The organism is Stenotrophomonas sp. 86156_Sma (assembly GCF_056481625.1).
On the sequence record NZ_CM151157.1, the window covers coordinates 2,379,981 to 2,406,030 of the forward strand.

The 26,050-nt window shown below is 67.6% G+C and carries 24 protein-coding genes; all 24 read right to left on the reverse strand.

The features are described 5' to 3' along the window. Positions 1-55: 55 nt before the first annotated feature. On the reverse strand, positions 56-829 hold the full coding sequence (locus tag ACZK33_RS11140; RefSeq protein WP_049401200.1) for a flagellar brake protein: 774 nt from the start codon (positions 827-829) through the stop codon (positions 56-58). 158 nt (positions 830-987) lie between these two features. Next, positions 988-3,237 carry a methyl-accepting chemotaxis protein gene (locus ACZK33_RS11145; RefSeq protein ID WP_478455018.1) on the reverse strand — a complete coding sequence of 750 codons (2,250 nt, stop codon included), beginning with the start codon at positions 3,235-3,237 and terminating at the stop codon, positions 988-990. Positions 3,238-3,589: 352 nt separating this feature from the next. Continuing rightward, complete coding sequence (locus ACZK33_RS11150) at positions 3,590-5,578, reverse strand: chemotaxis protein CheA (protein ID WP_423175429.1); 1,989 nt, start codon at positions 5,576-5,578, stop codon at positions 3,590-3,592. A 45-nt stretch (positions 5,579-5,623) separates the two neighbouring features. Beyond that, complete coding sequence (locus tag ACZK33_RS11155; RefSeq protein WP_005409521.1) at positions 5,624-5,989, reverse strand: response regulator; 366 nt, start codon at positions 5,987-5,989, stop codon at positions 5,624-5,626. Then, positions 5,986-6,294 (reverse strand): STAS domain-containing protein, encoded by a 309-nt coding sequence (locus tag ACZK33_RS11160; RefSeq protein WP_049461535.1) that lies wholly within the window; start codon positions 6,292-6,294, stop codon positions 5,986-5,988. Before ACZK33_RS11160 ends, ACZK33_RS11155 begins: the two co-directional genes overlap by 4 nt. 286 nt (positions 6,295-6,580) lie before the next feature. Further along, complete coding sequence (locus ACZK33_RS11165) at positions 6,581-7,783, reverse strand: chemotaxis protein CheW (protein WP_423175431.1); 1,203 nt, start codon at positions 7,781-7,783, stop codon at positions 6,581-6,583. Continuing rightward, positions 7,780-8,562 (reverse strand): ParA family protein, encoded by a 783-nt coding sequence (locus ACZK33_RS11170; protein ID WP_049444855.1) that lies wholly within the window; start codon positions 8,560-8,562, stop codon positions 7,780-7,782. The genes ACZK33_RS11165 and ACZK33_RS11170 overlap by 4 nt, the downstream gene beginning before the upstream one ends. A gap of 4 nt (positions 8,563-8,566) precedes the next feature. Beyond that, on the reverse strand, positions 8,567-9,583 hold the full coding sequence (motD, locus tag ACZK33_RS11175; RefSeq protein WP_032129222.1) for a flagellar motor protein MotD: 1,017 nt from the start codon (positions 9,581-9,583) through the stop codon (positions 8,567-8,569). Between the two features lies 1 nt (position 9,584). Further along, entirely contained in the window at positions 9,585-10,325 is a 741-nt protein-coding gene (locus ACZK33_RS11180) for a flagellar motor protein (RefSeq protein WP_010482457.1), read from the reverse strand. 101 nt (positions 10,326-10,426) lie between these two features. Further along, positions 10,427-12,259 carry a chemotaxis protein CheA gene (locus ACZK33_RS11185; protein WP_201119050.1) on the reverse strand — a complete coding sequence of 611 codons (1,833 nt, stop codon included), beginning with the start codon at positions 12,257-12,259 and terminating at the stop codon, positions 10,427-10,429. Between the two features lie 2 nt (positions 12,260-12,261). Further along, on the reverse strand, positions 12,262-12,867 hold the full coding sequence (locus ACZK33_RS11190) for a protein phosphatase CheZ (RefSeq protein WP_006442968.1): 606 nt from the start codon (positions 12,865-12,867) through the stop codon (positions 12,262-12,264). Continuing rightward, entirely contained in the window at positions 12,867-13,259 is a 393-nt protein-coding gene (cheY, locus tag ACZK33_RS11195; RefSeq protein ID WP_006365466.1) for a chemotaxis response regulator CheY, read from the reverse strand. Before cheY ends, ACZK33_RS11190 begins: the two co-directional genes overlap by 1 nt. A gap of 57 nt (positions 13,260-13,316) precedes the next feature. Then, a complete protein-coding gene (locus ACZK33_RS11200) occupies positions 13,317-14,060 on the reverse strand; it encodes an RNA polymerase sigma factor FliA (RefSeq protein ID WP_049401180.1) in 744 nt (247 codons plus the stop codon). Then, positions 14,057-14,944, reverse strand: coding sequence for a MinD/ParA family ATP-binding protein (locus ACZK33_RS11205; protein WP_049401182.1), 888 nt, complete (start codon positions 14,942-14,944; stop codon positions 14,057-14,059). Before ACZK33_RS11205 ends, ACZK33_RS11200 begins: the two co-directional genes overlap by 4 nt. After that, the gene (gene flhF / locus ACZK33_RS11210) at positions 14,931-16,553 is read right to left on the reverse strand and encodes a flagellar biosynthesis GTPase FlhF (RefSeq protein ID WP_049461532.1); all 1,623 of its coding nucleotides are present in this window, start codon (positions 16,551-16,553) and stop codon (positions 14,931-14,933) included. The genes ACZK33_RS11205 and flhF overlap by 14 nt, the downstream gene beginning before the upstream one ends. A 145-nt stretch (positions 16,554-16,698) precedes the next feature. Then, entirely contained in the window at positions 16,699-18,759 is a 2,061-nt protein-coding gene (gene flhA, locus ACZK33_RS11215) for a flagellar biosynthesis protein FlhA (protein WP_177179529.1), read from the reverse strand. 44 nt (positions 18,760-18,803) lie between these two features. Next, positions 18,804-19,934: a flagellar biosynthesis protein FlhB gene (gene flhB / locus ACZK33_RS11220; protein WP_423175434.1), complete on the reverse strand. Its 1,131-nt coding sequence runs from the start codon at positions 19,932-19,934 to the stop codon at positions 18,804-18,806. A 118-nt stretch (positions 19,935-20,052) separates the two neighbouring features. Next, positions 20,053-22,185, reverse strand: coding sequence for a putative bifunctional diguanylate cyclase/phosphodiesterase (locus tag ACZK33_RS11225; RefSeq protein WP_121503205.1), 2,133 nt, complete (start codon positions 22,183-22,185; stop codon positions 20,053-20,055). Between the two features lie 164 nt (positions 22,186-22,349). Beyond that, positions 22,350-23,141, reverse strand: coding sequence for a flagellar biosynthetic protein FliR (gene fliR / locus ACZK33_RS11230; protein WP_012510964.1), 792 nt, complete (start codon positions 23,139-23,141; stop codon positions 22,350-22,352). Between the two features lie 13 nt (positions 23,142-23,154). Beyond that, complete coding sequence (locus tag ACZK33_RS11235) at positions 23,155-23,424, reverse strand: flagellar biosynthetic protein FliQ (protein ID WP_012510965.1); 270 nt, start codon at positions 23,422-23,424, stop codon at positions 23,155-23,157. A gap of 82 nt (positions 23,425-23,506) precedes the next feature. After that, positions 23,507-24,286: a flagellar type III secretion system pore protein FliP gene (gene fliP / locus ACZK33_RS11240; protein WP_423175436.1), complete on the reverse strand. Its 780-nt coding sequence runs from the start codon at positions 24,284-24,286 to the stop codon at positions 23,507-23,509. Between the two features lies 1 nt (position 24,287). Then, positions 24,288-24,707 carry a flagellar biosynthetic protein FliO gene (gene fliO / locus ACZK33_RS11245; RefSeq protein ID WP_125895418.1) on the reverse strand — a complete coding sequence of 140 codons (420 nt, stop codon included), beginning with the start codon at positions 24,705-24,707 and terminating at the stop codon, positions 24,288-24,290. Then, the gene (gene fliN, locus ACZK33_RS11250; RefSeq protein WP_012510967.1) at positions 24,704-25,039 is read right to left on the reverse strand and encodes a flagellar motor switch protein FliN; all 336 of its coding nucleotides are present in this window, start codon (positions 25,037-25,039) and stop codon (positions 24,704-24,706) included. Before fliN ends, fliO begins: the two co-directional genes overlap by 4 nt. Continuing rightward, positions 25,036-26,040: a flagellar motor switch protein FliM gene (fliM, locus tag ACZK33_RS11255; protein ID WP_032129211.1), complete on the reverse strand. Its 1,005-nt coding sequence runs from the start codon at positions 26,038-26,040 to the stop codon at positions 25,036-25,038. The genes fliN and fliM overlap by 4 nt, the downstream gene beginning before the upstream one ends. Between the last annotated feature and the right edge of the window lie 10 nt (positions 26,041-26,050).

Here is a 26,050-nt window from a genome sequence, read left to right on the forward strand (position 1 = left end):
ACAATGTGGATACGGTCATTGCCGGCCAGCGGCCGGCACTACCGGTCGGGAGGCCTTACAGCTCGCCGTTGCGGCGCGCCTTGCGCTGGCGGTCGATGCGGAAGATGTAGCGCTGGATGGCACTGTCGGCGCCACGCGGCAGGATGTCGAAGCGCATGCCCACGCGCTTGATCTCGATGCCATTGGGTTGGCGCTGCGGCAGCAGGTTGCAGACGACCAGCTCGATCTCCAGGTCGGGGCCGTCGGGCAGCGACAGCATCGCCGGGTAGCGCTTCTGCAGGCTGAACACCGCGCAGTCGGTAGGTACGGCCACCGCCAGGCCGCCGCCGCTGATGTCCACCACCCGCATCGACAGCGCTTCGGCACGGCTCTCGCCGGCGGGGATCAGCAGCTGGGGTGAATCGGTCACTGGCGTCTCCAGCCGGTACATCTCACGTCGCTGCAGATGGACCAGTTCAATCGGCAGAGGGGCACGGAAGGCGACGTGGCCGTCGTTGTCCACACGCTGCAGTGCCTGCAGGCGGAACCGCACCAGCACACGTTCGAGCTGGGCAAAGCACAGCAGATGGTCGGCCTGTTCGGCGGCGCGGTTGGACGCCTCCTGCGGGCTGCCATCGAGCAGCAGGGTGTCGTCGTCCTCGTCGAGTTCGAGCAGCGCGGTTGGGAACGAGCGGTCGCGGCCGTCGATATGCGCATTGATCAGTGATCGCTGGTCGATCAGCGATCGCAACAGCTGCCGCAGCTGGCGCGGATTACGGACCAGGAAACGTTCGTCAGCGGCATCAGCCGCGTGGACATCATGCACTGCAGTGTCGTTGCCGTCGGACATGGAATCTACGGTCAGGGGCGGGCGCCAGCACGCGTTGGCGCGAGGCTCGAAGGGGATATCGGCCACTGTGCCCGATTATGAAGTGAGAATTGCATCACTTTCCATGCGTCAGGGGTCGGATCCCTTTCCCGAAGGAAAGGGATCCGACCCCGGGTACATCAGAACTCCTGCCAGTCGCCGTCTGCGGCCAGCGCCGGCTGGGCCGTCGCGGTGCGCAGCGTACGCGCCGGGACCGGCTTTGCGGCCGGTGCGGCGGCTGCGACCTGGCGCGGTACCGGTGCCGCCAGTGGGCGTGCCGGGATGGCCGTCGTGCCCTGTGATGCCAGCCGGAAGCGGGCCACGGCTTCACCCAGCTGCACGGCCTGGTCTTCCATTGCGCGTGCGGCGGCGGTGGCTTCTTCCACCAGCGCGGCGTTCTGCTGGGTGGTCTCGTCCATCTGCACCACGGTCTGGTTGACCTGCTCGATGCCGGCACTCTGTTCCTGCGACGCTGCGGAGATCTCGGCCATGATGTCGGTCACGCGCTGCACCGAGGCGACGATCTCGCCCATGGTGCTCCCGGCCTGGTGGACCAGGCTGGAACCTTCGGCGACCTTGCCGACCGAGTCGTCGATCAGGCCCTTGATCTCCTTGGCGGCGGCGGCCGAGCGCTGGGCGAGCGTGCGCACTTCGCTGGCGACCACGGCGAAGCCGCGGCCCTGTTCACCTGCGCGGGCAGCTTCCACTGCAGCATTCAACGCCAGGATGTTGGTCTGGAAGGCGATTCCGTCGATGACCGAGATGATCTCAGCGATCTTCTTCGACGAGGCTTCGATGGCCGACATGGTCGTGACCACCTGGCCGACCACTTCACCGCCCTGCGAGGCGACGCCATGTGCGCCGATGGCGAGCTGATTGGCCTGGCGGGCGTGCTCGGCGTTCTGGCGCACGGTGGAGGTCAGTTCCTCCATCGACGCGGCGGTTTCTTCCAGATTGGCGGCCTGCTGCTCGGTGCGGCGCGACAGATCGCTGTTGCCCGACGCGATCTCGCCAGCGGCGAGGGTGATGCTGGACGCGCTGGCCTGGATCTGGCCGACGATCTGGGTCAGCTGGGTGACGGTGGTGTTGGCGTCGTCCCGCATGCGTGCGAACACGCCGTTGAACTGGCCGTCCATGCGCGCGGTCAGGTCGCCGGCGGCGATCGACTGCAGCAGCTGCGAGAGCTGGCCGAGGTTGCCGTCGGCCACCTGCATCATGCTGTTGAGCTGCTCGATCATCACGCGGAAATCGTGATCGAAACGCTGCGCATCACCGCGCTGGCTGAAGTCGCCGGCGGCAGCCGCCGAGGCCAGCTGCTGGATCTGCGTGTTGATGGCCAGCAGGCTGGCCTTGGCCGCATCCATCGACTCGTGCAGGATCGCGCGGCTGCCCGGCAGGCGGCGTGCGTCCGGGGTGAGGTTGCCGGTGGCGTACTGGTTGAGCACGTCGATGGCATCGCGGATCGCGTCGAGATGTTCGAAGATGACCGTGTTGATGCCGCTGGCCAGCTGCCCGTAGACGCCCGGGAAGTCTTCCGGAATGCGATGGCTGATGTCCGGACCGGCGTGCATCTGCGCCATCAACTGGGTCTGCTCGGAGAAGCGGCGCAGCATCGCGGTCATTTCGGTGGTGGCGGCCAGCATCTTGCCGGCTTCGTCCTTGCTGGTGGCTTGGGTGCTGACGCTGAGATCGCCACGGGCAACGGCCTGGATCGCGTGCAGGGCCTTGCCGAGCGGGCCGGTGACGGCGCGCGAGATGACCACCGCCAGGGTTGCGGCGACCACAACCAGCAATACTACGACGGCAATGATCGCCAGCATGCTGTTGCGGTGGGTGGCGTTGGCGTTGTTGATCTTGTCCTGCATCAGCGAGCTGCTGTACGCGCCCAGTGCCTTGAGGTCTTCAAAGGCTTTGCGGCGCAGCGGACGCGACTGGTCGTCGGAGATCTGGCGTGCGACGACGCCATCACCGGCGGTGGCCGCTTCGCGCAGCTTGGCATTGGCTGCGAAGTAGCCATCGACGTCGGCCTGCACGGCGCGGTAGAGCTCGCGTTCCTTGGCGCCGGCCGGCAGCTTGGCGTACGCGGCCAGCTGTTCGCGCACGACGGCGGCGGTGTCGTCCATGCGCTTGTTGTAGTCGGCCACCTTCTCGGGCTGGTCCAGCATGCTCAGCTGGGCCAGCTCATAGGTGCGGAACTCACCCAGCTGCGAGCGCACTTCGCCGAGGTACTGCACGGACGGAATATGGTTGGAGGCCATCGCGCTCAACTGCGCGTTGGCCTCGGACAGGCGGACCAGAGCGAAAGCGCCCAGTACGACGGTCATCAGGGTGGTGAGGGTGAACCCCACGGCCAGCTTGCGGGCGATGGGCAGATCGTGGAACCACTTCATGCAGGGTGCTCCAGGTGGGCAGGGCGCCGGCGTCGTTGCGTCGGCTGGGGGTGGTTGCAGAGCGAACGGTGGTGCCCGGTGGGGGTTCGGTGACGGCCGTCAAAGCGAAATAGCGGCGCAGTTCGGATGGACTTTATGGACGCAGATCACATTCGGTTGCGTAGGGACGGCGGCGCGAAAGTGGTGCCATGACAGGGCTTTCGCTTGAGCGGCAAGGTTGCGCCCGAAACCTTCGTGCAGACGGAGTTCACGGTATGCCTGGCGAAGCGAGCGCGGTCAGATCGTGGCCGTGCGCGCAAACGAAAACCGCCGCCCCGGAGGGCGGCGGTTCAGTGCACGCTTGCTGTGTGGATCAGGCGGCCTGCGGCATCCGCAGCGAGCGCACCAGGCCACCGATGTCGACGATCAGGGCCACGCGGCCATCGCCGAGGATGGTGGCACCGGACACCCCGCCGATGCGGCGGTAGTTGTTCTCGATGTTCTTCACCACCACCTGCTGCTGGCCGACCAGCTCGTCGACTTCCAGTGCGATCTTCTGGCCATCACCTTCAACCACCACCACCAGCGATTCGCTGCCCGGTGCGCGGTTGCCGTAGCCGTAGTACTCGCTCAGCGACAGGATCGGCAGATACTCGCCACGCACGCGCAGCACGCGGCCTTCGCCGGCCATGCTGCGGATGTCCTCGGCCTGCGGCTGCAGGGCCTCAAGCACATAAGCCAGCGGCAGGATCAGGGTTTCACCGGCCACCGCCACGGTCATGCCGTCGAGAATGGCCAGGGTCAGCGGCAGGCGGATCAGCGTGCGGGTGCCAGCGCCGAGGCTGCTTTCGATCTGGACCTCGCCCCCCAGCGCCTGGATGTTGCGGCGGACCACGTCCATGCCGACGCCACGGCCGGACAGGTCGGTGACTGCATCGGCGGTGGAGAAACCCGGCTGGAAAATCAGGTCCCAGACCTGCGAATCGGTCGGGTTGTCCGGCACCGCCAGACCGCGTTCGGTGGCCTTGGCCAGGATCTTGGCACGGTCCAGGCCGCGGCCGTCGTCGCTGACTTCGATGACGATATGGCCGCCCTGATGCGAGGCTGCCAGGGTGATCGTGCCGGTCTCGTCCTTGCCCGCACCGCGACGCACGTCCGGCATTTCCAGACCGTGGTCAATCGAGTTGCGCACCAGGTGCACCAGCGGATCGGCGATCTTTTCGATCAGGCCCTTGTCCAGTTCGGTGCCTTCGCCGACGGTGCGCAGGCGTACCTGCTTGCCGAGGCGGCTGGACAGGTCGCGGACCAGGCGCGGGAAGCGGCGGAACACCGCATCGACCGGCAGCATGCGCACGCCGATCACCGCTTCCTGCAGGTCGCGGGTGTTGCGTTCAAGCTGGTCCAGGCCGGCGAACAGGCTCTCGGCGTGGACCGGGTCCAGCGCGTGCGAGACCTGCTTGAGCATGGCCTGGGTGATGACCAGTTCGCCGACCAGGTTGATCAGCGCATCGACCTTGTCGACGCTGACCCGGATCGAGGTTTCGGCTTCCTGGCCGCCAGCGCTGCTGGCAGCGGCGGCGGGTGCCGCCGGTACAACGGCAGCCGGTGTGGAAGGGGCGGGTGTGGCAGGTGCCTCGGTGGCCAGGCTCGGCGGCGCAGCCGGACGGATGTCCAGTTCGCAGTCGTCCAGCACCCAGGCGAAGGTGTCTTCGATCTTGCTGCGCGGCACCTTGCCGACCAGACCCAGGTCCCACGCCAGGTGGGCCTCGAGCGGGTCGAGCTGGGCGAAGCCGGGCAGGCGTTCCATGCGCGCAGCCACCTGCAGCGAACCCAGGTGCTCAAGTTCGCGGATGATGCGCAGCGGGTCGTTGCCGCTCATGAACAGCGATGGCGCCGGGGTGAAGCCGATCTGCCAGGCTTCCGGCGTATCGTCCACCTTGGCTGCGGCGGCCGCGGGGGCGCTCGCTGCGGCCTCCCCGGAAAGAACCGCCTCCAGGCGCGCCTTCACCGCAGCAACTGCGGCGGGATCGGCGGCCTGGCCGAGTTCGGCTTCGCGCAGCAGGGCGCGCAGCACGTCCACCGAGGACAGCATGGCGTCGACGGCGTGGCCTTCCAGCGCCCGCTTGCCGGCACGCAGCTCATCGAGCAGCGTTTCCAGCACATGGGTCAGGCCGGCGATCGCGTCGAAGCCGAAGGTGCCGGCGCCGCCCTTGATCGAGTGGGCGGCGCGGAACACCGAATTGATGATCTCCGCGTCCTGCTGCCCCGATTCCAGGGCCAGCAGGCCAGCCTCCATCGCGTCGAGGCCTTCGCGGCTCTCCTCGAAGAAGGTGGCGTGGAAGCGTTGCAGGTCCATGCTCATGGCAGTGGTGGTCCGGAAGCGAAGAGGGGGAGCGGTGGCGGGCGATCAGCCCAGCACTTTCTGCACGGTGGCGACCAGCTGTTCCGGATTGAACGGCTTGACCAGCCAGCCGGTGGCACCGGCGGCCTTGCCTTCGGACTTCTTGTCGGCGGCCGATTCGGTGGTCAGCATCAGCAGCGGCGTGAACTTGTAGTCCGGCAGCTGGCGCAGTTCGCGGATCAGCGCGATGCCGTCCATGTTCGGCATGTTGACGTCGGTGACCACCGCATTGAAGCGCTGGCCCTTGGCGCGACCGAGCGCGACCGCGCCGTCTTCAGCTTCTTCGACGGCAAAACCGGCCGAGGTGAGGGCGAAGGACACCATCTGGCGCATTGACGCCGAATCGTCCACCACCAAGATACGTGCGCTCATGCAGCGTTCTCCACAGATTTCAGGTTGTCATGGGTTACGTCCAGGCCCAGGGCCTGGGTGACGCCCAGCAGGCGCGCGGCGTCACGGAAGGTTGCAGTGCAACCGAGGAAGCCGGTGCCGAGGCCTGCCTCGCGGCGGGCCTGCACGAACGCACACAGCACCTGCACGGCGGCCGTGTGGATGCGGGCGACCTGGCTGGCATCCAGGGTCAGCTCGCCTGCCTGCGCCACCAGCGGGGCGAGGCGGTTCTTGAGCTCGGTGGTGCTCTCGATGCCGAGATCCCCACCCAGTTCGACAGTGCTCATCGTTGCTCCGGACAAACGGTTCCGTGATCCATAACGGCACCCCGGCGGGGTTCTTTAGGGGAATCGATGCGGTGCGTCGATGCGGTCGCTGTTGAAAAGGGGACGGAGGGGATTAAGTCGCAACTGGCTCGGCGCTTTGCGCCGATGCGGTGCCTGTCGGGGACGCAAGGCGTTGATCCGTTGGATCAATACCTTACGTCCCCCACTGCGTGGTCGCCGTTGCCGAGGGTGGCTGCGGGAGAGCCTGGTCGATTGCGACTTAATCCCCTCCGTCCCCTTTTTCCGCTCAACTCAACAAGCGGGTGGCATCCAGCAGGATCATCGGGCGCTGGCTGACCCGGGCGACGCCACGGAACAGGTCGTTGGAGATCTGGCAGATGCGCGCGGTATCGGGCGGTTCGATCTGCGAATCGGTGAGGTTGGCGACATCTTCCACTGCCGACACGCGCAGGCCGATGGTCTCGCCGTCTTCCTCCAGCACCACGATGCGGGTCTGTGAGTCGTCTTCGGCGGCCGCGGCGCCCAGGTGCAGGCCGAGGTCCATAACCGGTACCACCTGGCCACGCAGGTTCATGATGCCCAGCATGGCCGGCGCAGTGCCGCGCAACGGCAGCAGCGGCACCGGCAGCACCACTTCCTGCACTTTCAGCAGTTCCAGTGCATAGGCCTGGGTGCCGCAGCGCAGGCGCAGCCAGCGCGAGGTGCGCTCGCCGGCGCGTCGGTTCTGCGGATGCGGGCTGCTGGCGGGCCGATGTGCCTGTGCCTGCAGCTCCTGCCAGCTGCTCGGGCGGTTGCCTGCTGGCGCGTCCACAGCCACGCGCGGTGGCGGCGCGGCATCGGTGCGTGCAACTGGAGCGGGTGCTGCGACCACGGCCGCTGGTGGCGCAGGAACGTCCTCGCCGCCGGCAGCGGCCTCGAACGCGGCTTCCAGGCCGGGGCTGTCAGTGTGGGCGAGTCGATGGCTGTCGGCCGGATCGGTCTCGTAGATCACTTCGTCCGGCAGGTCGTCCCATGTAGGTTCCGGGCCGGACTTGGCGGTGGCGGGAGCAGGGGCCGTCTCGTGGATCACCTCGTCAGGCAGGTCATCCCAGGTCGGTTCGCGCTCGGGGACGGCGACAGGCATTGCGGCGGCCTCGAAGGCGGCCTCCAGTGCTGCGTCGTCCTCTGCCGCGGCAGCAGCAACAGTCTCCGTTTCGTAGATCACTTCGGCGGGCAGATCGTCCCAGGTGGGTTCGCGCTCAGCCGTTGCGGCCGCGTCGAAGGCGGCTTCGAGTGCGGCGTTGTCGACGGCAGGCGCAGCGGCGACGGTCTCGGTTTCGTAGATCACCTCGGCCGGCAGGTCATCCCAGGTCGGCTCGCGTTCGGCGTCGGCTGCAATTGCTGGGCACGCTTCGTCGCTCGCCGGCGGCGGTGCAGCCGGTGGTGCCGCGGTGATCGCTTCGCCCAGCAGTTCGTCCAGGTAGTCGTCCAGTACACCGGTGCTGTTCATGCGGCCTGCTCCAGGGCGCGGGCATCCTCGCCGAGGATCCAGTTCAGCGCGCGGCGATAGGCGGCCAGGCCGCGGCCCGGGTAATCCTCACCAACGCTCGGCAGGGTCAGGCCGGCGGCGTTGCTGATGCGGGTGTCGATCGGAATCGCGTCTTCCCACACACGGCTGCCGTGACGATCCTGCATCGTGCGCAGCGACTCGTTGCCGGCGCGGGTGCGGCGGTCGAACAGGGTCGGCAGGATCGAGATCGGCAGCGGGCGGCGGCGCGAGCGTTCGACCATCTCGCCGGTGCGGACCATGCCATCCAGGCCATGCAGGGCCAGCGGCTCGGCCTGGGTGGGGATGATCAGGCGATCGGCTGCGGCCAGCGCATTGATCATCAACAGGCCGAGGGTGGGGGCGCAGTCCAGCAGGATGTAGTCGTGCTGGCCCTGGTGGCGCGCAAGCGCATTCTGCAGTGCCAGGCCAAGGCCAGGCTGGTTGGCGCTGCGGCGTTCCAGCGTGGCCAGCGCGGACTGTGCGCAGACATAGTCCAGGCCATGGATGCTGCTGGCATGGCACAGGCTGGAAAGATCGGCGGGCGGGGCGCCGAACAGCTCCAGCACGCCAGCCGGCGGCGGGTCCACCGGTACGCCGAACGCGCGGCTGAGCGAGGCGTGCGGATCGAGGTCGATCAGCAGCACGCGATGGCCAAGTGCGGCCAGTCCGCGGCCGAGGGCGAGGGTGGTGGTGGTCTTGCCGACTCCGCCCTTCTGGTTGGCGACTGCCCAGATGCGCATCGGATTACTCCTTCATTGCCGGGGGAACGGCGGCGCCGACGCGGCTGCCAGCCGGCACCGGCGGCAACTTCACCGGTGCGATGGGGGAGGTGGGGGCGGTAGCCGGAGTTGCCGCGGCTTGTTCGGTATCGGTGTTCCGGGTGGCGCCGGTGGCTGCGTTCAGGCGCTGGCCGAGCGGGTCCACCGAGTGCGAGGTGTCTGCCAGGATGATGACCATCACCCGGCGGTTGCGGTTGCGGCCCTGCGCGCTGTCGTTCTCTTCGCGCGGGCGGAACTGGCCGTAGCCGACCATCGCCAGCCGCGACGGCTGCACGCCCTGGTCGGCGAACAGGTGCACCACGCTGGCCGCGCGCCCGGCCGACAGTTCCCAGTTCGACGGGAAGGTGGCGGTGGCGATCGGTACGTTGTCGGTGTGGCCTTCCACGCGCACGCTGTTGGGTACGTCGCGCAGGACCTCGGCCAGGCTGGCCAGGGTCTGCCGCGCATGCACGTCCAGCGCCGCCGAGCCGGTGGGGAACAGGATGTCGCTGTTGATCTCGACTTCGATCCACAGCTCGGTGCGGCGCACGCTGATCATGCCGCGGTCGATCAGCGGCGCGAGCGCGGCGGTCAGGCGGTCGGCGATGCTGTTGAGCTGGCGCTCGGCGCGCGCGATCTGCTCCTGGTTGTGCACCGAAACAGGCATGCGCATCTGCGAGGCCATCGACGGCAGCAGGGTCGGGTCGTGCGACGGCGCAGGCGCCGAGGGCCCGATCTTGGTGCCGGACTTGATCACCGAAGGGCTGTCCCAGCCGCCACCCTGCACCTGCTTGTTACCCACCTGTACCGGATTGATCGTGCGCGGCGCGCCCCCGAAGGCATCGGTCAGTGCGTCGGCCATGATCCGGTACTTGCCTTCGTTCACCGAGGAAATCGCGTACATGACCACGAAGAAGGCGAGCAGCAGCGTCATCAGGTCGGCATAGGGGATCGCCCATGCTTCGTGGTTGGCGTGCTCTTCGTGGTGCTTGCGGCGGGCCATGTCAGTGCAGGAAGCCGGAGAGGTTGGTTTCGATGTTGCGCGGGTTTTCGCCCTGGGCGATCGAGATCAGGCCTTCGATGACCATTTCGCGGTCGCGGGTGTTGTGCGAGATCACACTCTTGAGCTTGGCGGCCACCGGCAGGAACAGCAGGTTGGCCGAGGCGATGCCGTAGATGGTGGCGGTGAACGCTGCGGCGATGCCGTGGCCGAGCTTGCTCGGGTCGGCCAGGTTCTTCATCACCGCGATCAGGCCAAGCACGGCACCGATGATGCCCAGCGTTGGTGCATAGATGCCCATCGCTTCGAAGACCTTGGCACCGGCCTGGTCCTGGTGTTCCTGGCTGCCCAGTTCGATTTCCAGCATGTGCCGCATCGATTCGGGTTCGACGCCGTCCACCAGCAGCTGCAGGCCCTTGCGCAGGAACGGGTCCTGCTGTGCTTCCACCTGCGATTCCAGGCCCAGCAGGCCCTGGCGGCGGGCGATGTTGCTCCACTCGACGATCTGCTGGATCAGTTCGCGGCGATCGCTGTGCGGCGGGCGCACGACCCAGCGCACGATCTTGAAGGCATGCTTGAACACCGCCGGCGAGGTATGCAGCAGGATCGCGGCGACGGTGCCGACGATGACGATCACGAACGCCGCAGGCGACCACAACGACGCCAGGCCGGCGCCCTTGAGGATGCTGCCGCCGACCAGCGAGGCCAGGGCGAGAAAGAGTCCAATGAGGCTGAGTCTATCCATGGTTCCGGTATCGGCGTGTATGAATGGGACTTGAGACACCGGTAGATCGCGTACAGACGGTAGTCACAGTTTTCGGGGCGCCGGGCATGGCCCGGCGGGGGTCATCGCAGCCCGTCCACGTCCAGGATCAGCGCCATGCGACCATCGCCGATCAAGGTTGCACCGGCATAACCGCGCAGGCCGCGCAGCGCCTTCGGCAGCGGCTTGATGACCACTTCCTCACGCCCGCGTACCTGGTCCACGACCAGCCCGAAGCGCGCTTCGCCAGCCTGCAGCACCACGATGGTCAGCAGCGGCGAGGCGGCCGGCGTCACATCCAGCCACTGGCGCAGATCGACCAGCGGCAGCGTGTGCGAGCGGCGGTCGAGCACGGCACGGCCATCGAACCAGCCCAGCGAGGTGCGCGGCGCGTGCAGCACTTCCATCACGCGGGCCAGCGGCAGCGCATAGACGTCCTCGCCGGCCTGCACCAGCAGGGTCGGCAGGATCGCCAGGGTCAGCGGCACGCGGATCAGGAAGCGGCTGCCACGGCCCAGCTCCGACTGGATCTGGATCTGGCCGCTCAGTTCGCGGATGCGTGACTGCACCACGTCCATGCCGACGCCACGACCGGAGATGTCGGTGACCTGCTGCTTGGTCGAGAAGCCGGGCAGGAACACCAGGTGCAGGCACTCCTCGCTGCTCAGGCGCGCGGCGGCTTCCGGATCGATCAGGCCCTTCTCGCGCGCCTTGGCACGCAGCTTTTCCGGGTCGATGCCGGCGCCATCGTCCTGCACCTCGATGCTGACGTAGTCGCCTTCCTGCTGTGCGGACAGGCGCACATGGCCCATCCGTGGCTTGCCCTGTGCCTCGCGCAGGTCGGGCATTTCCACGCCATGGTCGATGGCGTTGCGGACCAGGTGCACCAGCGGGTCGGCCAGCGCTTCGACCAGGTTGCGGTCGAGCTCGGTCTCGGCGCCGATCAGTTCCAGGTCCACTTCCTTCTTCAGCGAGCGGGCGACGTCGCGGGCAACCTTGGGGAAGCGCGAGAACACCTTGCCCACCGGCTGCATGCGGGTGCGCATCACTGCCGACTGCAGGCGGGCGGTGGCGATATCCAGAGTGGACACGGCGCGGTCCAGCTCTTCATCGCGCAGGCGTGCACGCAGGGTCTTGAGCCGATTGCGTGACAGCACCAGTTCGCCGATCAGGTTGACGATCGCGTCCAGGCGCTTGGTGTCCACGCGCACGGTATGTTCGGCCTCGGCCAGCGGCTTGGCGGCCGGCTTCGCCGCCGGTGCCGGTGCGGCGACCGGGCGCGGCGCTGCGATCGGTGCCGGTGCCACCACGGCCGCAGGCTTGGTGCCCGGTGCCGCGCCACCGTGCAGCTGGTCGAGCAGGGCTTCGAACTCGTCTTCGCTGATCAGTCCGTCGTCGGCCTTCTTCGCTGGCGCGACCGCGGTCGGCGCGTTGCCACCATGCAGCTGGTCGAGCAGAGCCTCGAATTCGTCGTCGGTGATCAGGTCGCTGCCACCCGCGGTGGGTGCTGCGGCGGCGGCGGGTGCAACCACGGCACCGCCGTGCACGTCGAACTGTGCGATCAGGTCCGGCGGCGCATAGCCCGGCTCGGTGCCGGAGGAAACCGCGTCCAGCATCGACTGCAGGTAGTCCAGCGATTGCTGGGCCGCGTCGAAGTGGTGGGCCTGCAGCACGGCCTGGCCGGCACGTGCGGCGCCCAGCGCCTCTTCAGCGGCATGGCACAGCTCGACCATGGCGGTGACGCCGAGGAAGCCGGCGCCGCCCTTGAGCGTGTGGTAGCCGCGGAACACCGCGTTGAGCTGGTCGCTGTCCTGCGGTGCCTGCTCCAGCGACACCAGCTGTTCGCCGAGGCGATCCAGGATCTCCTGCGCCTCGATGATGAAATCGGCAGTGATGTCGTCGGATACCGCGCTCATGCTTACAGCCCCAGATCCGACAACAGGTCGTCGGCGTCGTTCTGCGAGACCGCGTGGCGGTCCAGTCCCTTCAGTGCCGGCCCGGCCAGTTCCGGGTCGGTGCGATGCTGTTCCGGCGGCAGGCCGAGCGCGCCGAAGCCTTCGTGCACGCGGCGGACGATGCCGACCACGCGACGGATGATCTGCCCGGTCAGGTCCTGGTAGCTCTGGGTCAGGGCGATCTCGGTCAGGTTGTGGCGGATGCGCTCGAGCTGCGCGTCCTGGCCCGGCTGCAGGCCTTCGGCGCGCAGCTGTTCGGTCAGGCTGCGGCATTCCTCGGCCAGGTCCAGGGTGCGGTGCGTCGCCTGTTCGGTCATCGCCACCACGTGGTCCAGTCGCGCGCAGGCGTCGTCCAGTTCGCCGGCTTCGCTCGGCACGGTCGGCAGTTCGCCCAGCGCCTGTCCCAGCTCGCGGGCCAGCCGCGAGAGGCCGCTCATCATCGGCTGCGTGCGCAGCGCGACCAGCCCGTCGATGCGCTGCCGCCAGGCGGCCTCGTCACCGGATTCGAGCGCGTCCAGGGCCTCCTGCAGGCGCAGGGCGAGGGCGTTCTTGTCGACCGTGGTATCCATCAGGCGCTGGCCGCCAGGCGTTCGAAGATCTTGCCGAGCTTCTCTTCCAGCGTCTGCGCGGTGAACGGCTTGATGATGTAGCCGTTCACGCCGCTCTGGGCAGCTTCGATGATCTGCTCGCGCTTGGCTTCTGCCGTGACCATCAGCACCGGCAGGGTCTTCAGCTTGGCATCGGCACGGATGGCCTTGAGCAGCTCGATGCCGGTCATCACCGGCATGTTCCAGTCGGTGACCACGAAATCGAACGGCTGGCTCTGCAGCAGCGACAGCGCGGCATGCCCGTCCTCGGCTTCGGCGGTATTGGTGAAGCCCAGATCGCCCAGCAGGTTCTTGACGATTCGACGCATGGTCGAGAAGTCGTCGACGATCAGGATGCGCATGTTCTTGTTCAAAGCAGAATTCCTTTGTTGTTCATTCCGGATGGCCGGGGGCAGCCGCCTCGGGGATGTTCATTCTTCGAGGCCTGCGTCGGCAGCCTCGAACAGCTTCAGCCGGCCACGCAGGCGCAGTACCGCCTGGCCGTGGATCTGGCAGACCCGCGACTCGCTCACGCCGAGCACCGCGCCGATCTCCTTCAGGTTCAGTTCCTGCTCGTAGTACAGCGAGAGCACCAGTTGTTCGCGCTCGGGCAGGTGGCCGATGGCCTTGCCCAGCTCGCGACCGAACTCGCCGCGCTCCAGTACCTGCTGCGGTGTCGGCCCGCCCTGGGCGACGGTGTCCAGCTCGCCCTGGTCCTCGATGCGCGATTCCAGGCTCAGCACCTGGCCACGTGCAGCGTCTTCCATCAGCCGCAGGTACTCGGGCAGCGGCATCTCCATCGCGGCGGCCACTTCAGTGGCGCTGGCGGCACGGCCACTGCTCTGTTCCAGGCGGCGGATGGTGGCGGCGGCATCACGTGCACGGCGGTGCACCGAACGCGGGACCCAGTCACCACGGCGGATCTCGTCGATCATCGAACCACGGATGCGGATCGAGGCGTAGGTCTCGAAAGAAGCACCCTGGTCGGCGTCATAGCTGCGCGAGGCTTCGATCAGTCCCATCATGCCGGCCTGGATCAGGTCGTCGACCTCGACGCTGGCCGGCAGGCGCGCGGCCAGGTGGTGGGCGATGCGCCGCACCAGGTCCGAATGCTGGGCGATGACTTCGTTCGCCGCCGAGCGCTGCACTTCCCTGTACTGGGCTGCGCCTTTCATGCCGTCACCCCACGCTGCTTGAGGATGCGTTCGAGGAAGAACTCGACGCCGCCACGCGGTTCGGTCGGCGCCTGCCAGCGCGCGGTACGGCGCGCGATCTCGGTGATCGCCAGCGCCGCCGGGCTGGACGGATAGGCCTTCACCACCGGCTGCTGGCGCTGCACCGACAGGCGCAGCCAGTCATCCTGCGGCACGCAGCCGAGGTAGTTCAGCGAGACATCGGCAAGGAACTTCTCGCAGACGCGGGTCAGCTTTTCGTACAGCACGCGGCCCTCGTTCGGGTCGCGCACCATGTTGGCCACCACCTGGATGCGGTCCACGCCGCGCTCGCGCGACAGCACCTTGATCAGTGCGTAGGCGTCGGTGATCGAGGCCGGCTCGTCACAGACCACCACCACGGTGTCCTGTGCGGCCTGGCAGAAGGTCAGCACGCCATCGGTGATGCCCGCGGCAGTGTCCACCACCATGATGTCCAGCTCGCGCTCCAGTTCGGAGAACACGTTGACCAGGCCAACGTGCTCGGCCGGGGCCAGCTCGGCCATGTGGCGGCGGCCGGATGCGGCCGGGACCACCAGCACGCCGTTCGGGCCTTCGACGATGACGTCATCCAGCGTGCAGCGGCCGGCGACCAAGTCGGCCAGCGTAAAGGTGGGGTTCAGCCCCAGGATCACGTCGATGTTGGCCAGGCCGAGGTCGGCGTCCAGCAGCAGCGTGCGCTTGCCCATGCCAGCCAGTGCCACGGCCAGGTTGGCCGACACATTCGTCTTGCCCACGCCGCCCTTGCCGCCAGTGACCGCAATGGTGCGCACAGGGCCGAGCGGCTCGCTGCGGGTGGCCGACAGCGGGAAGGTCTTGGTCAGCTTGGCGTACTCACGCGACGGCATGGTTCAACTCCGGGTTGCAGGGCATATCGGCCGCGCGGCGCAAATCTTCAAGGCGAAGTACAAGATTGGCTGCACTGGCCCGGTGCAGGTCCTCCGGGACGTCCTGGCCATCGGTCACCCAGGTGATCGGCAAGGCATGATCCACGGCCACCGACAGGGCGTTGCCGAAGCGGCCGGTCTCGTCCAGCTTGCTCAGTACCAGGCCCTGCAGGTTGGCCGCGCCGAAGCGGCGGACCACCTCGTCCATGTCGCCGAAGCTGGTGTTGGCCGGCAGCACCAGCAGGGTGCGGACCTGGCGGGCGGCACGCAGCCACTGCAGCTGGGCGGCCAGGGCGCGGTCGCGCGGGCCCAGGCCGGCGGTGTCGATCAGCACCAGCTTGTAGTCCTTCAGGCGTTCCAGCAGCTGGTCCAGGTCGGTGCCGCTGTTGGCCTCGTGCACGGCGATGCCGAGCTGGCGGCCGTAGCCGTACAGCTGCTCGCGGGCACCGATGCGGGTGGTGTCGGTGGTGACCAGGGCCACGTCACGCGGCGCGTGCTTCTCGGCGAAGCGCGAGGCCAGCTTGGCGATGGTGGTGGTCTTGCCAGCGCCGGTCGGGCCGACCAGGGCGATCACGCCGCCTTCTTCCAGCGGGTCGACCGGGGCGATCGGCAGCTTGCGCGAGATCAGCCCCAGCATCAGGCCACGGCCACGGTGGGCTTCGGTCTCCAGCGGGATCTGCATGGCCACGTCGCGGGCCAGGCCGGCATCGAAGCCATACTCGTCCATCAGGTCCAGCGCGGTGGCGCGCACCGGGCAGCCGCGCAGGCGCTCGTCGGTGAAGCGGTTCATCTCGCGCTCGATCACATGGCGCATGCCGGCCACTTCCTGGCGCAGCTGGCGGATCTCGGCGTCGTCCTGGGCCACCAGGGTCAGTGCCGGGGCTGGGGCCAGCACGGGGGCAGCGCCGGTTTCGTCGCTGGCTTCGACCGGTGCCGGTTCGCTGGCGACGATCCCGGGCTGCGCTTCGGTCACGGCAGCGGTCGGCAGCGGCGGCGGCTGCACGGCCGACGCCGCGCTTTCGTGATGCGTCTCGTGCGGCGGGTCGATCTGGAAGCGGGCGCGGTTGGCCGGTGCGGCGGTGCTGGGCGCCGGTGCGACGATGGCTTCGGCGAACGGAGCGAAGATCTGATCCGGCAGCGCCGGTTCGTTGACGGCGGCGCGTGCCAGGGTGGCGGCGAAGCCGGTGCTGCCGCGGGTCGGCACGATCTCGTCGGCGCTGTCCAGGGTGCGGCCGGTGGCGCCGACCGCAGCGCGGGCGAGGGCAGCCACGGCCGAGGTGGTTGCGGCGACCGGTTCCGGTGCCGGGGTATTGCTGCGGCGGCGGGTGACCGCGGCGATCACCGCGTCGGCGGCGGTGCGCGGCTTCGGCGCCGGCGGCGGAGCGATGTCACGACGCGAGGCTTCCAGTGCACGCTGCACGGCGCTCTCGTCGTAGTTGGCGGCGGCGACGATCTCGATGCCTTCCTCGATCCGGCGGTTGGACAGGATCACGGCGTCAGGACCATGTTCCTTGCGCACCAGGTTCATGGCCGAGCGCATGTCGGCGGCGACGAATCGTTTGATTTTCATGCTGTGGTCACGGGACGAAGACGGCGGGGTGGCGGTCGGAGAACTCGGGTGGTCGGTGGTCTGCACGGTGCGGGTTCCCCTTGGTATCTGTCTGTTGCGTTGGTTCGAAAGTGGTGTCTGTTTTCTGGCGCATCGGAGGGCGGCGTCAGCTGATCGTTCCGACCAGCTTCAGGCGCTTGTCCTCCGGCACCTCGCTGTAGGCCAGGACCGACAGCGACGGAACGCTGTGGCGGACCAGGCGGGCCAGCGCGGCACGCACCGGGCCAGGTACCAGCACGACCGCGGGCTCGTTGCGGGCTTCCTGCTTGCTGACACATTCGGCCAGGCTCTGGTGCAGTCGCTCAGCGAGTCCGGGTTCCAGCGCGGCGCCGTTGCCCTGCGTGGACTCCTGCAAGACACGTTCCAATTGTGGGTTGAGCGTGAACACCGGCAGCTCCGCCGACATTCCGGCGATCTCCTGCACGATGAAACGACCCAGTGCGGTGCGCACGGCGGCAGTCAGCACGGCCGGGTCCTGGCTGTTGGGCGCGTGTTCGACCAGTGATTCAGCGATCTTGCGCAACTGGCGGATCGGAATGCGCTCGATCAGCAGGTTCTGCAGCACGCGTACCACCGCCGACAACGGCAGTGCCTTCGGCGTCAGATCTTCGACGAGCTTGGGTGCGCTCTTGGCCAGGTTGGCCAGCAGGTGCTGCACTTCTTCGTGGCCGAGCAGTTCCGGCGCGTGTTCGCGGATGAGGTGCGAGAGGTGGGTGGCCACCACGGTGGCTGGATCGACCACGGTATAGCCCAGCGTTTCAGCCTGGGCACGCTGGTGCGGTTGGATCCAGGTGGCATCCAGGCCGAATGCGGGGTCCTTGCCGGCGATGCCTTCCAGCGCGCCGAGCGCGCTGCCCGGGTCCAGGGCCAGTTCGCGGTCGGGGTGGATCTCGGCGGTGGCCACCGGTACGCCGTGCACCAGCACGCGGTAGCCGTTGGCCGGCAGTTCCAGGTTGTCGCGGATGTGCACCGACGGGATCAGGAAGCCGACGTCCTGGGTCAGCTTGCGCCGCACGCCCTTGATGCGTGCCATCAGTTCGCCGCCCTGGCTGCTGTCCACCAGCGGAATCAGCCGGTAGCCGACCTCCAGGCCCAGCGGATCGACCGGGCGCAGTTCGTCCCAGCTCAGTTCGGCAGTCGGAGCCGGCGCGGCCGGGCGGCCGAGTGCGTTGAGCGCGGCAGCGTCATTGCCTGCGGCTGCCGGATCGGTGGCCGCGGCCTTGCCCTTGCGGTAGACCTTCCAGGCGATGAAGCCGAGGATCGCGGACAGTGTCAGGAAAGCGACGTTGGGCATGCCCGGCACCAGGCCGACCACGCCGATGATGCCGGCGGTGATCGCCAGCGCACGGTACTGCCCGAACACCTGGCCGGTCATGGCCTGGGCCATGTCCTGCGAACGCGAGGCGCGGGTGACCAGCATGGCCACGGCGCTGGAGACCAGCAGCGCCGGCAGCTGCGCCACCAGGCCATCACCAATCGACAGCAGGGTGTAGGTGGCAGCGGCATCGCCGAACGGCATGCCATGCTGCAGCACGCCTACGGCCAGGCCGCCGAGCATGTTGATGAACAGGATCAGGATGCCGGCAATGGCATCACCACGGATGAACTTGCTGGCACCGTCCATCGCGCCGTAGAAATCGGCTTCCTCGCGGACTTCCTCGCGGCGCAGCTTGGCTTCTTCACGCGTCAGCAAACCGGCGTTGAGGTCGGCGTCGATCGCCATCTGCTTGCCGGGCATCGCGTCGAGGATGAAGCGCGCGGTCACTTCCGAGACGCGGCCGGCGCCCTTGGTGATGACCACGAAGTTGATGATGGTCAGGATCGCGAACACCACGATGCCGACCGCGTAGTTGCCGCCGATCACGAACTCGCCGAAGGCGGCAATGACCTTGCCCGCGGCGTCATGGCCGTTCTGGCCGTTCAGCAGGATCACGCGGGTGGAGGCCACGTTCAGCGCCAGCCGCAGCATGGTGGTGATCAGCAGCACGATCGGGAAGATCGTGAAGTCCAGTGGGCGCTTCACGTAGACCACCGCCAGCAGCACCATCAGCGAGATGGCGATGTTGAAGGTGAACAGGGCGTCGAGCACCGGTGCGGCCAGCGGCACCACGACCATGGCCAGCAGGGCCAGCACGATCAGCGGTGCGCCAAGGCCCTGGCGGATCATTTCCAGCGCGCGGCGGGTGTTGAAACCGGTGGAGGGCTGGGCGCTCACAGGCGGCCTCCCTTGCCGAATTCATCCACCTGGATGTGCGGGGCGTCCGGCATCGGGCCAGTGCGCCAGGCGCGCAGCTGGTAGACGTAGGACAGGACCTGGGCGACGGCCGAATACAGTCTCACGGGGATTTCCTTTCCGAGTTGGCCTTCCCGATACAAGGCGCGTGCCAAAGGCGGGGCGGAGACAATAGCGACCTTGTTGCCGTCGGCCACTTCACGGATGCGCAGCGCGGTCTCGTCCACACCCAGGGCGACCACTTTGGGGGCGTTCATGGCGCCGCCTTCGTACTTCAGGGCCACCGCGTAGTGGGTGGGGTTGACCACCACCACGTCGGCAGTGGGCACCGCCTCCATCATCCGGCGGTTGGCCATCTGCTGCTGCAGCTGGCGGATGCGGCCCTTGACCTCGGGGCTGCCCTCGCTTTCCTTCATTTCCCGGCGCAGCTCTTCACGCGTCATCTTCAGCTTGCGCATCCAGTTCCAGCGCTGGTAGGGCGCATCGATGGCAGCCAGCACCAGCATCGCGCCGGCGGTGGCCAGCAGCAGGCGCAGGGTGAAGCCGAGCCCGTCGGTGATGGCGGTCTCCAGCGGGTGGTGGATCAGCCCGCGCAGGGTGTCGAAGCCGGTCCACACCACCAGCCCGGCGGCAACGCCGACAAAAGCCACGCGCAACAACGACTTGGTGAACTCGGCGATGGCTTCTGGGCCATACAGGCGCTTGAGCCCACTCATCGGGTTCATGCGGTTGAAGTCGGGCATCATCGCCTTCTGCGACCAGCGCAGGCCGCCCATCACCAGCGGGGCGACGAAGCTGGCCAGCAGGCAGACCAGCACCAGCGGCGCGATCACCAGCATGAACTGCAGCAGCAGGTCGCCGAAGTGGCCGAACAGTGCCTTCGGGTTCTGCCGCAGGCTCTGCTCTGGGCTGAGTGCATGCTTCATCCAGGCGCTTGCACCGCGGCCGATCGAGCCGCTCATGGCCATCACCGCCAGTACGCCGGCGCCGAACACGGCGGCCGTGCCGAGCTCGCGCGAGCGCGGCAGGTTGCCCTGTTCACGGGCGTCGCGCAGGCGTTTTTCGGTAGGTTGTTCGGTCTTTTCGCCGGCGGATTCGTTCTCGGACATCACGGGCACTGCGGCAGGGGATGCCGGGGTGCGTGCAAGAAGTGTTCCGTGATGGGTTCATGTGCCAACCAAGGTTGGCATCTACCAGAGCAAGTGCAGGTGGGAGCGCAGCCTGGATTTACCCCGGCGGGTGCTGCGTCGGCGGGCTCTGCGCCAGTTCCACCCGAGGCCGGGGCAGGTCATGCAGCTGCATGAAGCGCGCCGCATCCACCGGGCGGCCGAGCAGGTAGCCCTGCAGGTAATCGCAGCCCAGCCGCTCCAGGTAGGCGCGCTGCGCGGCGGTTTCCACGCCTTCGGCCACGATGTCCATGTCCAGCGCGTGGCCCAGCGCCACGATCGCCGAGACGATCACCACGTCCTCGGCGCTGTGCTCCAGGTCGCGTACGAAGGCGTGGTCGATCTTGATTTCGGTGGCCGGCAACCGCTTCAGGTACAGCAGGCTGGAATAGCCGGTGCCGAAGTCATCGATGGAGATGCCCACGCCCAGTGCCGACAACGCCTGCAGCAGGCGCAGGCTGGTATCGGTATCGCGCATCACCGTGCTTTCGGTGATCTCCAGCACCAGGTGGCGTGGGGCAATGTCGTAGCGTTCGATCACTTCACGCACATCCTGCAGCAGGTGCGGCGAGCTGAACTGCACCGGCGACAGGTTCACCGACATCGACCAGCCCTCGTGGCCGGCATCGTGCCAGCGGCGCAGCTGCTGGCAGGCCTGGTCCAGCGCCCAGCGCCCGATCTCATTGATCGCACCGCTGCGTTCGGCCAGCCGGATGAAGCGGTCCGGCGGGATCAGGCCATGCTCCGGATGGCGCCAGCGGATCAGCGCTTCGGCACCGGCCACCTTCTGCGTGGCTACCTGGATCTTCGGCTGGTAGTGCAGGAACAGCTGCTCGCTGCCGATGGCCCGGCGCAGGTCGGCCAGCAGCCGGAACTGTTGTTCGGCGCTGTCATTCATCCAGTCGGCGAACAGTACGAAGGCGTTGCGTCCGGATTCCTTGGCCTGGTACATCGCTGCATCGGCAAAGGCCATCAGCTGCCGCTCGCTGGCAGCGTGATCCGGACAGATCGCCACGCCGATGCTGGCGGTCACCTGCAGTTCGTTGTCGGCCAGCAACGGCCCGCTGCCGACCGCCTGCAGGATGCGCCGGGCCAGCGTCGGCAGGTCCTCGTCGTGCTCGATGCGCACCACCAGCACGAATTCGTCACCGCCCAGACGGGCCAGCATGTCGTTGGGCCGAAGCAGCTGGCGCGTGCGTTCGGCCACCGCAACCAACAGTGCATCGCCGGCCTGGTGGCCGTAGGCATCGTTGACCTGCTTGAAGCCATCCAGGTCCATGAACATCACCGCGAAGCGGCTGCCGCCCTGTTCGGCTTCGGCCAGCGCCTGCACGATGCGACGCTGCAGCAGCAGGCGGTTGGGCAGGCGGGTAAGCGGGTCGTGCAGTGCGGCCTGGGTCAGTTCCTGCTGTGCGTCGGTCAGTGAGGTACTCAACAGGGAATTGCGCAGGCGCAGCAGTTGCGCCTCCACCCGCTGGTCCAGCCAGGAGACCACCAGCACCACGGCCAGGATGGCGACGGTCAGCACCACCACCAGCATGGCAAGCCATTCGCTCTGCAGCCCATCGCCGACGGCTGCGCCGCAGATGCTGCCTTCCGGAAAGCGTGCGGCGGCCATGCCGGTGTAGTGCATGCCGACGATGGCCAGCCCGAGCAGGCCGGCAGCCGCGAGCCGGTCGCCGACACGGGTGCGCTGCGCGCGCAGGCGGAACGCCACGTACAGCGCCGTCCACGAGGCGGCCACCGCCACCATCAGCGAAAAAAGCAGCCAGCCCGGGTCGTAGTCGATGCCCGGCTGCATGCGCATTGCGGCCATGCCAACGTAATGCATGCCGGCAATGCCGGTGCCCATCAGCAGCGCGCCACCGGCCAACCGCGGGTGGGGCAGGGTACGCAGCGAAACCAGCCATAGCGCGAACACCGATGAGGCGATCGCCAATGCGAGGGAAAGCAGGGTGATCGGCAGGTCGTAGCCGAGCGGAATGGGCAGGTCGAAGGCGAGCATGCCGATGAAGTGCATCGACCAGATGCCCAGGCCCATGGCGAAGCCACCACCGAGGCGCCACCACCACGCCGCGCCCTTGCCGGGTGCAGTGACCGTGCGCCCGGCCATCGCCAGCGCGGTGTACGAAGCCATCACGGCCACCAGCAGCGAGATCGCCACCAGCCACGGGTTGTACGTGCCTACCAGCATTCGTCAGTCTCCCGGACCTGCCTGTCGACGGAAACCACGGTGGGGCATGCATGAGGCAGGCCGACGCACGGCGCCGGCCACGTGCGGCATCCCCCCGGTTGCCGCGTATTCACTCTAACGCGCAGACCCGGGGGAAGGGCAAGCAGTAAAACGTGATGATCCGGTCAGTGTGTGACCGTGTCCGCAGCCTGGAAGGCGGCATCGAACAGGCGCTGTACCGGCGGACCCATTTCCCCGGCCAGCAGCGCCAGCAGGAACAGGCCCAGCAGCAACGACACTGGCAGGCCGAGCTGGATCGGGTTCAGCGCTGGGGCCGCACGGGCCAGTACGCCGAACGCCAGGTTCACCGCCAGCATTGCCACAGTCAGCGGGATCGCCAGGGTCAATGCGCCGCGCAGTACGGTCAGCAGGAAGGTTGGGGCGATGCTGAAGAAGGCGTGCGGGTCCGGCAGCGGGGCGCCGATCGGCAGCGCCCGGTAGCTGTCCACCACCAGCGAGATCAGCGCAAGGTGCCCGTTGGCGGTGAAGAACAGCAGGCCGAACAGCAGATAGAACCACTGCCCGATCACGCCGGAGGTGCCGCCACGCAGTGGGTCACTCATCTGCGCGAAGGCCAGGCCGGTGCCCTGGGCGATCAGTTCGCCGGCCATCGCACCGGCCTCGAACACCAGCCGCAGCAGGAAGCCGATGGATACGCCGATGGCCAGTTCACGGGCGATGGTCAGCACCGTGGCGGCATCGAAACCGGTCCAGTCCGGTACCGGCGGCAGCAGCGGCGCCAGCGCGATGGCCAGGGTGCCAGCCAGCACCACGCGCACCCGTGCGGGAACGGCACGGGTACCGACCATCGGCATGGCCATGGCCACTGCGCCGATGCGCAGCATGGTCCACAGCACGGTGCCGATCATGCCGAAGGCCTGCAGGCCGTCGGCAGCCATCTGGGTGGCGGCGTCCATCGAAGCGCGTGTCCTAGCCGATCAGGTGTGGAATGCGCTGGAACAGCAGCGTGGTGAACTCCACCAGGTGGCCGATCAGCAGGCTGCCCAGCGCGAACAGCACCGCGGTCAGCGCCGCCGCCTTGGCGACGAAGGCGATGGTCGGCTCATTGAGCTGGGTCGCGGCCTGCACCACGCCCACCACCACACCGACCACCAGCACGGTGAGCAGCAGCGGGCCGGCCACCCACAACACGGTGATCAGGCCGCCACGCAGTTCGGTCAGGGCAAGTTCGGGAGTCATTCGGGTTCCATCTGCTCATGTAGAGTCGAGCTGCGCTCGACTGTGCTTCTGTAGAGTCGAGCCATGCTCGACTGCCTCTCGATCACGCCGGATTGAAGCTCGCCGCCAAGGTACCGACAGTCAGCACCCAGCCATCCACCAGCACGAACAGCAGGATCTTGAACGGTGCCGACACCAGCATCGGCGACAGCATCATCATGCCCATCGACATCAGCACGCTGGCCACGACCAGGTCGATGATCACGAACGGAATGAAGATCAGGAAGCCGATCTCGAAGGCGGTCTTCAGTTCACTGGTGACGAACGAGGCGACCAGCACCGGGAACGGGATCGCGTCGGGGCTGGCGTAGGTGCCATGCCCGGCGATGCCGGCAAAGGTCATCAGGTCGGTCTCGCGGATCTGCGCCAGCATGAAGGCGCGCAGCGGCGTGGTGGTCAGCGTCCAGGCGGTCTGGAAGTCGATCTCGCCGTTGAGGTACGGCGCCATGCCGGTGCTCCAGGCCTTGTCCCAGGTCGGCAGCATGATCATCGCGGTGAGGAACAGGGCCAGGCCCAGCAGCACCTGGTTGGACGGCGTCTGCCCGGTACCCAGTGCCTGGCGCAGCAGGCCCAGCACGATGATGATGCGGGTGAACGAGGTCAGCACCAGCAGCATCGACGGGATCAGGGTGATCGCGGTCATCAGCAGCAGGGTCTGCAGCGGCAGGCTGACCGGCACACCCCCGATCTTGCCGACGTTGATGTCCGGCAGCGGGGTGGTCGGCGCGCCGGGTGCGGCGAAGGCCAGCGCCGGCAACAGGCACAGGGCGAGCAACAGCAGCCACGGCATCAGGGTGGCAAGACGGGTACGGGTGACACGCATGTCAGGGATCCTTGCGCAGCCGCTGCTGCAGCAGCTGGGCGAAATTCGGCAGGTTCTTGAAGTCCGGCACGCGCACCGGCGCGGGCGCCGGCAGCGGTTCGGGCAGGGTGTGCAGGGTGTTGATGCCGCCAGCGGTGACGCCCAGCAGCAGCTGCTGGCCGTTGACCTCGACCACCACCACGCGCTCCTTGGCACCGACACTCAGGCTGGCCACCACCTTCATGCCGTCGGCCGGGCGGAAGCCGCTGCCGGGCAGGCGCTTGAGCAGCCAGCCGAGGCCGATGACCAGGGCCAGCACGGCCAGCAGCGCCAGCACCGCACCGAACAGGCTCGGTGCGGCGGCCGCGTGCTGGCCGACCTGCGGACCGATCGGTGCGGCGGTCTTGCCGACCGCCAACAGGGTGGAGGCCAGCAGGCTCAACGCAGTCTCCGGATCCGCTCGCTCGGGCTGACCACGTCGGTCAGGCGCACGCCGAAGCGGTCGTTGATCACCACCACCTCGCCGTGGGCGATCAGGGTGCCGTTGACGAACACGTCCAGCGACTCGCCGGCACCGCGTTCCAGTTCCACCACCGAGCCCTGGTTGAGCTGCAGCAGATTGCGGATCGGCAGGCGGGCACGACCGACTTCCAGCGACAGGGTCACCGGCACGTCGAGGATCACGTCCAGGTTGAGGTCGGCGCCGGCCCCTTCTTCGGCCTGCAGGGTGCCGAACTGGGCCGGGGTCGGTTCGAGGGCGTCGATATCGTTCATTGCGGGTCTTCCTGGATGACGGGGGCGCGCGGGCGGGTGCCCGGCGGATGGGTAGCGGTGATCTTCACGGCGTTCATGCCGTTGGCGATGCCGAACTCGCCGGTGAACACCGGGATGTTCTCCACGCACAGCGGCACCTGCGGGCTGAGCTCGATCGGCAGGATGTCGCCGACCTTCAGCTGGGTCAGGTCACGCAGGGTCATGCGCTTGCTGGCCAGTACGCTGGACAGGGTCACCTCGGCGATGTTGAGCTGTTCGCGCAGGGTCTGGCCCCAGCTTTCGTCGCGATCATTGCGGTCGCTCTGGATGCCAGCGTCGAGCAGCTCGCGGATCGGCTCCAGCATCGAATACGGCAGGGTGACGTGGATGTCGCCGCCACCGCCGTCGAGCTCGACGTGCAGGCGGCACACCACCACGTACTCGCGCGGCGTCACGATGTTGGCGAAGTGCGGGTTGATCTCCGAGTTGATGTATTCGAAGTCGACATCCATCACCGGTGCCCAGGCCTCGCGCAGGTCGGCGAAGGTCTGCTTCAGCAGCAGGTGGATCACCCGCATTTCGGTGGCGGTGAACTCGCGGCCTTCAATGCGGGTCGGGTAGCGCCCGTCGCCGCCAAAGAAGTTGTCGACGATGGCGAACACCAGGGTCGGTTCGAACACGATCAGGCCGGTACCGCGCAGCGGCTTGAAGCGGATCAGGTTCAGGTTGGTCGGCACATACAGCGAGTGCATGTAGTCGTTGAACTTGATCAGCTCGATGCCGCGCACCGACAGTTCGGCCGAACGGCGGATCAGGTTGAACAGGCCGATCCGCCACAGGCGCGCGAAGCGCTCGTGGACCATTTCCAGGGTCGGCATGCGACCGCGGATGATGCGGTCCTGGCTGGCGAAGTCGTACGAACGTGCTTCGCCTGACGGCGGTTCCGCATCGGTCTCGACCGCGCCACTGTCCACGCCGTGGAGCAGGGCATCGATCTCGTCCTGGGACAGCAGATCATTCATCGGTGGGCCC